The following is an 11,950-nucleotide window of genomic DNA, read 5'->3' as shown; positions in this document are numbered from 1 at the left end:
GGCATGCCGAGCCTAAGCGAGGCACCGAGTGGTGGGGTAAAAGCGTTTTGCTTACTTTTGCGCTGTTCAAAAGTGAGCCGCCGTCAGGCGGAACCCATATCAGCCGTTACCGCAAGAATGGATATGTACTCGGTCTTATACCTATGCTCATCGCGGGCAAGCCCACCCCCACAGTGATTGAGGTTGTTCGCAACCCCTGCATACACCCACCAGGGTGGGAGCGGGCTTGCCCGCGATGGACGCAAGGACACCGCGTTGAATCAAGCTTGGCGTGTCATCGATGGCAACCATTGCCCCCATAGATCACCTACCGCAAAAGCGACCTCCACCTGTACTGAAAGCGCTACAGCGGAACGATATCGCTACACAGGCTTTCCGCCAGCATTGTGCAAGGCTTTGATCCTCATGGGCTTTTTTCCTCGTGTCAGACTGTAGCGATATCGCTACAGCTGCGCTTGTTCCCCTTCTCGCAATAATCCGTAACTTATTGATTAGTAACAAATAAAAAATACTGGCCGCGATTTTGCTAGGTAACCCTCCATAAAGCAGGGCTATGCCCGAGCATTCCATCGCGTCCACCAGACCTGTCTGGCCCCTGAGGAGTTTCCATGAGCGAGTTGCGTTTTACTGAAGATCACGAATGGCTGCGTACCGAAGCTGACGGCAGCGTTACAGTCGGCATCACCGCCTTCGCCCAGAATGCTCTGGGCGACGTGGTTTTCGTACAACTGCCTGAGCTGCAGTCCTACGACAAAGGCGCTGAAGCCGCCACCGTGGAATCGGTAAAAGCCGCGAGCGGCGTGTACATGCCGCTGGACGGTGAAGTGCTGGAAGTGAACCCGGCGCTGGACAGCAGCCCTGAACTGGTCAATGAAGATCCGCTGGGCGAAGGCTGGTTCTTCCGCTTCCAGCCAACCGATGCATCGGCTGTCGCCAAACTGCTGGATCAAGACGCCTACGACCGTCTGATCAAAGCCAACGCGCAAGCCTGAGGAGCGCTGACATGACTCAAGTAAGCCTGACCACTGCCAACGAATTCATCGCCCGCCACATCGGCCCGCGCGCCGGCGACGAGCAAGCCATGCTCAATAGCCTGGGCTTCGACTCCCTGGAAGCCCTGAGCGCCAGCGTCATTCCCGACAGCATCAAGGGCACCAGCGTGCTTGGCCTGGAAGACGGCCTGAGTGAAGCCGATGCCCTGGCCTTGATCAAGTCCATCGCCGGCAAGAACCAACTGTTCAAGACCTACATCGGCCAGGGCTACTACAACTGCCACACGCCATCGCCGATCCTGCGCAACCTCCTGGAAAACCCGGCCTGGTACACCGCCTACACCCCGTACCAGCCAGAAATCTCCCAGGGTCGCCTGGAAGCCCTGCTGAACTTCCAGACCCTGATCAGCGACCTCTCCGGCCTGCCGATCGCCAACGCCTCGCTGCTCGACGAAGCCACCGCCGCTGCCGAGGCCATGACCTTCTGCAAGCGCCTGAGCAAGAACAAAGGCAGCCACGCCTTCTTCGCCTCCGTGCATTGCCACCCGCAAACCCTCGACGTGCTGCGCACCCGTGCCGAGCCGCTGGGGATCGAGGTAGTGGTGGGCGACGAGCGTGAACTGAGCGATGTGACGCCCTTCTTCGGCGCGCTGCTGCAATACCCGGCCAGCAACGGCGACCTGTTCGACTACCGCGAGCTGACCGAGCGCTTCCACGCCGCCAATGCCCTGGTCGCCGTAGCGGCCGACCTGCTGGCCCTGACCCTGCTGACTCCGCCGGGCGAGTTTGGTGCCGACGTGGCCATCGGCAGCGCGCAGCGCTTTGGTGTACCGCTGGGCTTCGGTGGCCCGCACGCGGCGTACTTCTCCACTAAAGATGCGTTCAAGCGCGACATGCCGGGCCGTCTGGTCGGTGTCTCGGTCGACCGCTTCGGCAAGCCGGCCCTGCGCCTGGCGATGCAGACCCGCGAGCAACATATCCGCCGCGAGAAAGCCACCAGCAACATCTGCACCGCCCAGGTACTGCTGGCCAACATCGCCAGCATGTACGCCGTGTACCACGGCCCGCAGGGCCTGACCCAGATCGCCCAGCGTATTCATCACCTGAGCGCGATCCTGGCCAAGGGCTTGAACGCCCTGGGCCTGGTTGTCGAACAAGCGCATTTCTTCGACACCTTGACCCTCAACGCCGGCGCCAACACTGCCCAACTGCACGACAAGGCGCGGGCGCAGCGGATCAACCTGCGGGTGATCGACGCCGAGCGCCTGGGCCTGTCCCTCGACGAAACCACCTCGCAAGCCGACGTCGAAAACCTCTGGGCATTGCTGGCCGACGGCAAGACCCTACCGGACTTCGCTGCCCTCGCCGCCGCCGTGCAAAGCACCATCCCGGCCGCCCTGGTTCGTCAATCGCCAATCCTCAGCCACCCGGTGTTCAACCGTTACCACTCGGAAACCGAGCTGATGCGCTACCTGCGCAAGCTGGCCGACAAGGACCTGGCACTCGACCGCACCATGATCCCGCTGGGTTCGTGCACCATGAAACTCAACGCCGCCAGCGAAATGATCCCGGTGACCTGGGCCGAGTTCGGCGCACTGCACCCGTTCGCCCCGGCCGAGCAAAGTGCCGGCTACCAGCAACTGACCGATGAGCTGGAGGCGATGCTCTGCGCCGCCACCGGTTACGATGCGATCTCCCTGCAACCGAACGCCGGTTCCCAGGGCGAGTACGCCGGCCTGCTGGCGATCCGCGCCTACCACCAGAGCCGTGGCGATGATCGCCGCGATATCTGCCTGATCCCCTCCTCCGCCCACGGCACCAACCCGGCCACCGCCAACATGGCCGGCATGCGTGTGGTCGTGACCGCCTGCGATGCCCGCGGCAACGTCGACATCGAAGACCTGCGCGCCAAGGCCATCGAACACCGCGAGCACTTGGCGGCCTTGATGATCACCTACCCGTCCACCCACGGCGTGTTCGAGGAAGGCATCCGCGAAATCTGCGGGATCATTCATGACAACGGCGGCCAGGTGTACATCGACGGCGCCAACATGAACGCCATGGTCGGTCTCTGCGCCCCGGGCAAGTTCGGTGGCGACGTGTCCCACCTGAACCTGCACAAGACCTTCTGCATCCCCCACGGCGGTGGCGGTCCGGGCGTCGGCCCGATCGGCGTCAAGTCGCACCTGACCCCGTTCCTGCCCGGCCACGCCGCCATGGAACGCAAGGAAGGCGCGGTCTGCGCCGCACCGTTCGGCAGCGCCAGCATTCTGCCGATCACCTGGATGTACATTCGCATGATGGGCGGCGCCGGCCTCAAACGTGCTTCGCAGCTGGCGATCCTCAATGCCAACTACATCTCCCGCCGCCTGGAAGAGCACTACCCAGTTCTGTACACCGGCAGCAACGGCCTGGTGGCCCACGAATGCATCCTCGACCTGCGCCCGCTGAAAGACAGCAGCGGCATCAGCGTCGATGACGTCGCCAAGCGCCTGATCGACTTCGGTTTCCACGCCCCGACCATGTCGTTCCCGGTGGCCGGCACGCTGATGATCGAGCCGACCGAAAGTGAATCCAAGGAAGAACTGGACCGCTTCTGCGACGCCATGATCCGCATCCGCGAAGAAATTCGCGCGGTGGAAAACGGCACCCTGGACAAGGACGACAACCCGCTGAAAAACGCCCCGCACACCGCAGCGGAAATCGTCGGCGAGTGGACTCACCCCTACAGCCGTGAACAGGCGGTGTACCCAGTGGCGTCGTTGATCGAAGGCAAGTACTGGCCGCCGGTTGGCCGGGTCGACAACGTGTTTGGCGACCGCAACCTGATCTGCGCCTGCCCGTCGATCGAAAGCTACGCTTAAGGAAAGCAGCTGCGAGCTTTGAGCTACGAGCTGCAAGTTAAAGGCGGATCGGCTTTTCTTGCAGCTCGTGTTCACGCCGCAGTGCATGCAGCAGGATAGAAGCTGCAAGTTAAAGCCGATCCGCCTTTAACTTGTAGCTTGCCGCTTGAAGCTCACCTCTGCTCCGCAGGAGCCCTCATGTCGTTAAGTGTGTTCGACCTGTTCAAGATTGGTATCGGCCCTTCCAGCTCCCACACCGTCGGCCCGATGCGTGCCGCTGCGCGGTTTGTCGAAGGCCTGCGGCGGGACAACCTGCTGGCGGTCACCACCTGCGTCAAGGTCGAGCTGTATGGCTCACTCGGCGCCACCGGCAAGGGCCACGGTAGTGACAAGGCGGTGCTGCTCGGCCTGGAAGGCGAACACCCGGACACCGTAAACACCGAGAACATCGCTGCGCGCCTGCACGACATTCGCAGCAGCGGGCGCTTGAACCTGCTCGGCGAGCACCCGATCGACTTCAATGAAAAGCTGCACCTGGCGATGATTCGCAAGCCACTGGCCTATCACCCCAACGGCATGATCTTTCGCGCCTTCGATACCGCCGGCCTGCAAATCCGCAGCCGCGAGTACTACTCGGTCGGTGGCGGTTTTGTGGTCGACGAAGACGCCGCCGGCGCTGACCGGATCGTCGAGGACGCCACGCCACTGACCTTCCCGTTCAAAAGCGCCAAGGACTTGCTCGGGCATTGCACCACCTACGGTTTGTCGATCAGCCAGGTCATGCTCACCAACGAAAGCGCCTGGCGCCCCGAGGCTGAAACCCGCGCCGGGCTGTTGAAGATCTGGCAAGTGATGCAGGACTGCGTCGATGCCGGTTGTCGCAACGAAGGCATCCTGCCGGGCGGGCTCAAGGTCAAGCGCCGTGCGGCGGCCTGGCACCGGCAACTGTGCAAGAACCCGGAGTCGTCACTGCGCGACCCGCTGTCGGTGCTGGACTGGGTCAACCTGTATGCCCTGGCGGTCAACGAAGAAAACGCCAACGGCGGGCGCGTGGTCACGGCCCCCACCAACGGCGCGGCCGGTATCGTCCCGGCCGTCCTGCATTACTACATGCGCTTCATTCCAGGTGCCAGCGAAGACGGTGTGGTGCGCTTTCTGCTCACCGCCGCGGCCATCGGCATCCTGTACAAGGAAAACGCCTCGATCTCCGGGGCCGAAGTCGGCTGCCAGGGTGAAGTCGGCGTGGCCTGCTCGATGGCTGCCGGGGCTCTGTGCGAAGTACTGGGCGGCAGTGTCCAGCAAGTCGAAAACGCCGCCGAGATCGGCATGGAACACAACCTTGGCCTGACCTGCGACCCCATTGGTGGCCTGGTCCAGGTGCCATGCATCGAGCGTAACGCCATGGGCTCGGTCAAGGCCATCAACGCGGTGCGCATGGCCTTGCGTGGCGACGGTCAGCACTTCGTCTCCCTCGACAAGGTGATCCGCACCATGCGCCAGACCGGCGCCGACATGAAAAGCAAATACAAGGAAACCGCCCGTGGCGGTTTGGCCGTCAACATTATCGAATGCTGATGCGTGCTCCCCCGCATCCGCTGACTTTTTCAGGAGCTGAATATGTCCACCGAAACCCTGTCGAAAACCCCGCTGCACGCACTGCACATCGAATTGGGCGCGCGCATGGTGCCGTTCGCCGGCTACGACATGCCGGTGCAGTACCCATTGGGCGTGATGAAAGAACACCTGCACTGCCGTGAGCAGGCCGGGCTGTTCGATGTCTCGCACATGGGGCAGATCCGCCTGACCGGCGCCAATGCGGCCAAGGCCCTGGAAACCCTGGTGCCGGTGGACATCATCGACCTGCCGGTGGGCATGCAGCGCTACGCCATGTTCACCAACGAGCAAGGCGGCATCCTCGACGACCTGATGGTCGCCAACCTGGGCAACGACGAACTGTTCCTGGTGGTCAATGCGGCCTGCAAGGACCAGGACCTGGCTCATCTGCGCCAGCATCTGGGCGATCAGTGCCAGATCGAGCCGCTGTTCGAGGAACGCGCCCTACTCGCCCTGCAAGGCCCGGCAGCGGTGACCGTGCTCGCCCGCCTGGCGCCGCAGGTGGCGCAGATGACCTTTATGCAGTTCACCCGCGTGTCCCTGCTGGGGGTCGAGTGTTTTGTCAGTCGCTCGGGCTACACCGGCGAAGACGGTTTCGAGATCTCCGTGCCCGCCGCCAATGCCCAGACCCTAGCCCGCGCCCTGCTGGCCGAACCGGAAGTGGCCGCCATAGGCCTCGGCGCGCGTGACTCGCTGCGCCTGGAAGCCGGCCTGTGCCTGTATGGCCATGACATGAACAGCGCCACCACCCCGATCGAAGCCAGCCTGCTGTGGGCCATCTCCAAGCCACGCCGTGCCGATGGCGCGCGTGCCGGTGGATTCCCCGGAGCCGAAACGATCTTCGCCCAGCAACAAAACGGTGTCAGCCGCAAACGTGTCGGCCTGCTACCCCAGGAACGCACTCCGGTGCGTGAGGGCGCAGAAATCGTCAACGCCGCCGGCGAAATCATCGGCAGCGTCTGCAGCGGTGGTTTCGGCCCTTCCCTCGGCGGTCCATTGGCGATGGGCTACCTGGACAGCGCCTACCTGGCACTCGATACCCAGGTCTGGGCGATCGTACGCGGCAAACAGGTGCCATTGCTTGTAAGCAAAATGCCATTCGTTCCACAACGCTACTATCGTGGTTGATAGACTGTTCCGATAAGTAACGCAGTTGCGTAACAGTGCACTAATCTGTAACGCAACTGCCATAAAACAGTGCAGTTTTTTGACTCTAAGCTTCGATTTTGAACTTACCTTATAACAATCGAAAACAATTGAACGAGCCTATCGAATAAGCCCCATGGGCAAGCCCAAAAACCGCCACAGGCCTAGCTATACAAGGCTTGCAGGGGGGCTTGTTTTTTCTGCCGTAGTTGGCGTAGAGTTTGTCCACTGTGTTTGCATGGGTCGCTTGGAATCGTGACCTGGGCAGTAGCCAACAAGTTTGCTACACCCGTTCTACGTCTTCTTCTTTCCTGCAACCAGCCCCAGTACTCTTTCATGAGAAAGAGGCTGTCATCAATTTTTTGCGTCAAAGGAAATAAGAAATGTCCCAACGTCAGAGCGGCACCGTCAAGTGGTTTAACGACGAAAAAGGTTTTGGTTTTATCACTCCAGAAAGCGGCCCGGATCTGTTCGTGCATTTCCGTGCCATCCAGGGCAACGGTTTCAAGAGCCTGAAAGAAGGCCAGAAAGTGACCTTCGTTGCGGTGCAGGGCCAAAAAGGCATGCAGGCTGACGAAGTTCAAGCAGAAGGCTAATCTTCTGTAACGAAAAAGCCCCTGATGCTGACATCAGGGGCTTTTTTGTGCGCGCAAACCCGTAAAATGGCTTCTTTTTTCAATCGAGAGCCACTCCATGTCGAAACGCCTGCTAAGCCCCCAGGGTGAATTCCCCGTCGCCGGCCTGGGGCGTCGCCTGGCAGCGATGTTCTACGATTTCCTGTTGTGCACTGCCCTGATGATCGTCACCGGCGGCCTCTACAAGATGATGCAGATGGCAATCATCGGCGAGGAGCGGATGCGTGCGTTGACCGATGCCGGCGCACTGGATGGCGACCCCTTGCTCTCCACCGTATTGCTGTTTGTGCTGTTCGGTTTTTTTGCCAAGTTCTGGACCTACTCCGGCCAAACCCTGGGCATGCAGGTGTGGTGCATCCGCGTGCAGAACGCCGACGGTTCGGCCATCAGCCTGTGGCAGGCCTTGCTGCGCTTCGTGGTATCGATTGCGTCACTGCTGTGCGCCGGCCTGGGCTTCTTCTGGACACTGTTCGACAAACAGCAACGCAGCTGGCACGACATGTACTCCAATAGCCAGTTGGTTCGAGTCCCGAAGAAAACCAAGTAATTTCAGCAGACAGAAATCACTGTGGGAGCGAGATTGCTCGCGATGGTCGCCAACGATGACGCGCACTGCCTGATGCACCGCGCCGTACTTGCGATCATCGCTGGCAAGCCAGCTCCCACAGGTCCCTGCATACACCAGACCCTGAGCAAGCTCGCTCCCACAGGTTTTGTGTGACTAGCTGACAGACCTCAGGCGTTGCCGGCGAGCTTCATCCGCGCAGCCGCCGTGAAGTCGAGCATGCGCTTCAACGGGCGAATCGCCTGTGGGATCAGCGCCGGCTCGACGAAGATCTCCCCCGAACCCTCACGCAGGCACTGTAGCGTGCGCTCCAGGGTGTTCATCGCCATCCAGGGGCAATGCGCGCAACTGCGGCAGGCCGCGCCGTTGCCGGCCGTAGGGGCTTCGATAAACACCTTGTCCGGGCACAGCTGCTGCATCTTGTAGAAAATCCCGCGATCGGTGGCCACGATCAGCGTCTTGTGCGGCAGGCTCTGTGCTGCTGCGATCAACTGGCTGGTGGAACCCACCGCGTCGGCCAACTCGATCACCGCCGTCGGCGATTCCGGGTGCACCAGGATCGCAGCGTCCGGGTACAGCGCCTTCATGTCTTCGAGCTGCTTGGCCTTGAACTCTTCATGGACGATGCAGGCACCGTCCCAGAGCAGCATGTCGGCGCCGGTCTTGCGCTGGATGTAGGTACCCAAGTGCTTGTCCGGGCCCCAGATGATCGTCTCGCCGTTGTCCATCAGGCTTTCGACGATCTCCAGTGCACAACTGGAGGTCACCACCCAGTCCGCCCGCGCCTTGACCGCCGCCGAGGTGTTGGCATACACCACCACGGTGCGCTCCGGGTGCTGGTCGCAGAACGCCGAAAACTCGTCGACCGGGCAACCCAGGTCCAGCGAGCAGGTCGCTTCCAGGGTCGGCATCAGCACGCGTTTTTCCGGGTTGAGGATCTTCGCGGTCTCCCCCATGAACTTCACGCCGGCTACCACCACGGTCTTGGCCGGGTGCGCATTGCCGAACCGGGCCATTTCCAGGGAATCGGAAACACAGCCGCCGGTTTCTTCGGCCAACGCCTGAATGATCGGGTCGCAATAGAAGTGAGCAACCAGCACCGCGTCCTGAGCCTTGAGCTCGGCGGCGATGGCGGCGCGGTAATGGGCCTCCTCTGCGGCGGTCAGCGGCTTGGGCTGCTTGGCGTCGAGGTGGGCTTGAACCAGAAGGCGTTCGGAAATTTGCGTCATGATCGCAAGACCTGCGGGCGCTTTCGCGCGAAAGTCGAGTATACACCCGGCTCCGGACCGATCAGGGTACCGCCGGGAGAGTGAGTATTCATCAGGCACGGACAGCGTTGAAGCTGCGCAAGGCTACAGAATATCCCCGAGATGCAAAAGATCATTCTGCAGCCAGGCGCGCGGTGCAAGCATTGCGATTGCCCGAGACAGGAATCGCAGGCAAAAAAAAACCCGGAAATCCTCACTTGCGTGGGCCTTCCGGATTTTCTAAACCGCCAAATATGGTGGGTCGTGTGGGATTCGAACCTACGACCAATTGGTTAAAAGCCAACTGCTCTACCAACTGAGCTAACGACCCGCTTCGTTGTGGTGCGTATAATACTGATTTTTAAGGACTATTCAACACCTAAGTGAAAATAAATCAAAAATAGTTGGTTGGGTCGCTGATTCCGGCTGCTGCGAAGCCTTCAGCACGCAGGCGGCAGCTGTCGCACTTGGCGCAGGCACGGCCCTGATCGTCCGCCTGATAGCAGGAAACGGTCAGCGCATAGTCGACCCCCAGCTTGACGCCTGCCTCGACGATTTGCGCCTTGCTGAGGTTTTGCAGCGGAGCCTGGATGCGGAAGCCATTGCCCTCGACCCCGGCCTTGGTCGCCAGGTTGGCCATGCGCTCGAAAGCCTCGACGAACTCCGGACGGCAATCCGGGTAACCCGAATAGTCCACGGCGTTGACCCCAATGAAGATGTCCCGCGCGCCCAGCACTTCGGCCCAGCCCAGGGCCAGGGACAGGAACACCGTGTTGCGAGCCGGCACATACGTCACGGGGATGCCTTCACCCGGGGTTTCAGGCACGTCGATGCTGCTGTCGGTCAGGGCCGAGCCGCCGATGCCGTTCAGGTTCAGGCCGATCACTTTGTGCTCGACCACACCCAGGTCCCGGGCCACCCGCGCAGCGGCGTGCAATTCGGCCTGGGAGCGCTGGCCGTAGTCAAAACTCATGGTATAGCAGCTGTAGCCTTCGGCACGGGCCATGGCCACCACGGTCGCCGAGTCCAAGCCTCCGGACAGCAGGATGACCGCACGCTTTTCTACAGTATTCAGTTGTTCAGTCATGTCAGCGCCCCGGCTCGTCGTTCCAAAGATATTTGTGCAGTTGCAATTGCAAGCGCACTGGCAGGTTGTCGGCAACTACCCAGTCCGCCAGGTCACGCGCATTGAGATCGTGATGGCTCGGTGAGAACAGGACTTCACCAGCCCGCCGGTCAAGACCGTACTGGATCAGCTTGGAGACAGCCCAGTCGTAGTCCTCGCGGGAACAGATCACGAACTTGACCTGGTCGTTGGACGTCAGCAGCTCGATATTCTCGTAGCGGTTACGGTGTGCTTCCTTCGAGCCCGGGGTCTTCAGGTCGACCACGCGGCTGACCCGCGAATCTACCGCCGAGATGTCGATGGAACCACTGGTTTCCAGCGACACTTCGTAACCGGCGTCACACAACTGCTTGAGTAGAGGGATGGCGTTAGGTTGGGCCAGCGGCTCGCCGCCGGTCACACAGACATAACGCGGGCGGAAACCGGCCACCTGCTCGAGGATCTCGTCGAGTGGTCGCACTGTTCCGCCGGTAAAGGCGTAGGCACTGTCGCAGTACTGGCAACGCAACGGACAACCGGTCAGGCGCACAAAAACAGTGGGCAGCCCGGCAGTGCGCGTTTCACCCTGCAACGAGTAAAAAACTTCGGTAATTCTCAATGTATCTTGCATAGTCGCCACGGGCGTAACAGCTAAACAGGCTGTCCGCCTCCGTCAGGCACTTGATGGAACCCCGCCAACGCGCAGATCCCAAAAAGCGGTGTTGCTAAAAAGGGCGTGAATTCTAACGAAAAAACCCGCGACAAGCGCGGGTTTCTTGAAACACGGGTCAAACTGCCTTACATGCGCTGCAGATCACGCTGGGCCAGCTGCGCGGCGGAGGTGCCAGGATACTGGCTGACCACCTGCTGCAAAATGCCCTTGACCTTGTCGGCGTGCCCCAGGCGACGCTCGACATCGGCCAGCTTGTACAGCGAGTCCGGCACCTTGTTGTGCTTGGGATACAGCTGCGAAACCTTGGCGAAAGCCTGGCCGGCGCCTTGCAGATCACCTTTGGCCAGGTTCACTTCACCCAGCCAGTATTGGGCATTGCCCGCGTACTGACTGTTCGGGTATTTGCGCAGGAACGCGGCAAAAGCCAGGCTGGCCTTGTCGAAGTCCTTGGCTTTGATCAGGTCGAAGGCAGCATCGTAGTAGAGCTTTTCCTTCGCCGGATCACCCGGTTCGCTGCTGGCGGCAGGGGCTTGCGCCGCAGCGCCCGCACCTGCAGCAGCACCGGCGGCGCTATTGCCACCGGCTGGAGAATTTTCAGGAGCCGCAGCGGGTGCACCGCCCGATCCTATGCGCCGGTCAAGATCCTGGTATCGCTCCAGGGATTCTTGCTTCATGCGCGAAACATCATTTTGCAAAACTTCAATCACGCCTTGTTGGCGCGCGATCTGTTCCTGCATCTGTTGCAGTTGGTTGAACAGCTCGCCCTGTGCCGAGACAGGGGCCGAAACCCCTCCCCCGGCATAGGCGCCGTTCGTACCGTAACCCGCAGGCGGATAACTGCTCCCGCTATTGTTATAACCGGAATCGTTATCGACCACAGGAACCGCAGCCCACGCCAGCAATGGCGCGAGGCTGAGAGCCAGGACAGTTACAGCACGACGGCACGTTCGCATGACGAATTACTTACGCAGTTCGACGCGACGGTTTTGAGCCCAGGACTGCTCGTCGTTGCCGGTAGCAACTGGACGCTCTTCGCCGTACGAAACCAATTCCAGCTGAGCTGGTGAAACACCTGGCAGTACCACCTAGCTCTGAACGGCTTTCGCACGACGCTCGCCCAGTGCCATGTT

10 protein-coding genes, 1 tRNA gene and 1 pseudogene are annotated in these 11,950 nt (G+C 60.9%); 6 read left to right on the top strand and 6 right to left on the bottom strand.

Annotation, left to right across the window (positions count from 1 at the left end):
* Window positions 1-608 precede the first annotated feature (608 nt).
* The 6 genes from gcvH (at window position 609) to ACIOVD_RS27565 (ending at window position 7,777) form a co-directional block, all read left to right on the top strand.
* Complete coding sequence (gene gcvH / locus ACIOVD_RS27590; protein WP_095165658.1) at window positions 609-992, top strand: glycine cleavage system protein GcvH; 384 nt, start codon at window positions 609-611, stop codon at window positions 990-992.
* An 11-nt stretch (window positions 993-1,003) separates the two neighbouring features.
* On the top strand, window positions 1,004-3,856 hold the full coding sequence (gcvP, locus tag ACIOVD_RS27585; RefSeq protein WP_401131322.1) for an aminomethyl-transferring glycine dehydrogenase: 2,853 nt from the start codon (window positions 1,004-1,006) through the stop codon (window positions 3,854-3,856).
* A 177-nt stretch (window positions 3,857-4,033) separates the two neighbouring features.
* Entirely contained in the window at window positions 4,034-5,410 is a 1,377-nt protein-coding gene (locus ACIOVD_RS27580; RefSeq protein ID WP_095165661.1) for an L-serine ammonia-lyase, read from the top strand.
* Between the two features lie 42 nt (window positions 5,411-5,452).
* Window positions 5,453-6,577, top strand: a complete 1,125-nt coding sequence (gene gcvT / locus ACIOVD_RS27575; RefSeq protein WP_401131319.1) for a glycine cleavage system aminomethyltransferase GcvT — start codon at window positions 5,453-5,455, stop codon at window positions 6,575-6,577.
* Window positions 6,578-6,978: 401 nt separating this feature from the next.
* Window positions 6,979-7,191: a cold-shock protein gene (locus ACIOVD_RS27570; protein ID WP_007934683.1), complete on the top strand. Its 213-nt coding sequence runs from the start codon at window positions 6,979-6,981 to the stop codon at window positions 7,189-7,191.
* Between the two features lie 97 nt (window positions 7,192-7,288).
* Window positions 7,289-7,777, top strand: a complete 489-nt coding sequence (locus ACIOVD_RS27565) for an RDD family protein (RefSeq protein WP_401131317.1) — start codon at window positions 7,289-7,291, stop codon at window positions 7,775-7,777.
* A 188-nt stretch (window positions 7,778-7,965) separates the two neighbouring features.
* Here the strand turns inward: ACIOVD_RS27565 and nadA are convergent, their stop codons facing one another.
* The 6 genes and pseudogenes from nadA to ACIOVD_RS27535 all read right to left on the bottom strand — a co-directional run.
* Window positions 7,966-9,024, bottom strand: coding sequence for a quinolinate synthase NadA (gene nadA, locus ACIOVD_RS27560; protein WP_095165666.1), 1,059 nt, complete (start codon window positions 9,022-9,024; stop codon window positions 7,966-7,968).
* Between the two features lie 273 nt (window positions 9,025-9,297).
* A tRNA-Lys gene (locus tag ACIOVD_RS27555) sits at window positions 9,298-9,373 on the bottom strand.
* Window positions 9,374-9,436: 63 nt separating this feature from the next.
* A complete protein-coding gene (queC, locus tag ACIOVD_RS27550; protein ID WP_159997625.1) occupies window positions 9,437-10,129 on the bottom strand; it encodes a 7-cyano-7-deazaguanine synthase QueC in 693 nt (230 codons plus the stop codon).
* 1 nt (window position 10,130) lies between these two features.
* The gene (gene queE, locus ACIOVD_RS27545) at window positions 10,131-10,778 is read right to left on the bottom strand and encodes a 7-carboxy-7-deazaguanine synthase QueE (protein WP_095165669.1); all 648 of its coding nucleotides are present in this window, start codon (window positions 10,776-10,778) and stop codon (window positions 10,131-10,133) included.
* Window positions 10,779-10,945: 167 nt separating this feature from the next.
* Window positions 10,946-11,773, bottom strand: a complete 828-nt coding sequence (gene ybgF, locus ACIOVD_RS27540; RefSeq protein ID WP_401131313.1) for a tol-pal system protein YbgF — start codon at window positions 11,771-11,773, stop codon at window positions 10,946-10,948.
* A 6-nt stretch (window positions 11,774-11,779) separates the two neighbouring features.
* A pseudogene (locus tag ACIOVD_RS27535) lies at window positions 11,780-11,950 on the bottom strand (OmpA family protein); the annotation flags it as partial.

The organism is Pseudomonas sp. NPDC087626 (assembly GCF_044743405.1).
Taxonomy (GTDB): domain Bacteria; phylum Pseudomonadota; class Gammaproteobacteria; order Pseudomonadales; family Pseudomonadaceae; genus Aquipseudomonas.
The sequence above is the reverse complement of the archived record's forward strand: the minus strand, read 5'-3'. Positions and strand labels throughout refer to the sequence as shown.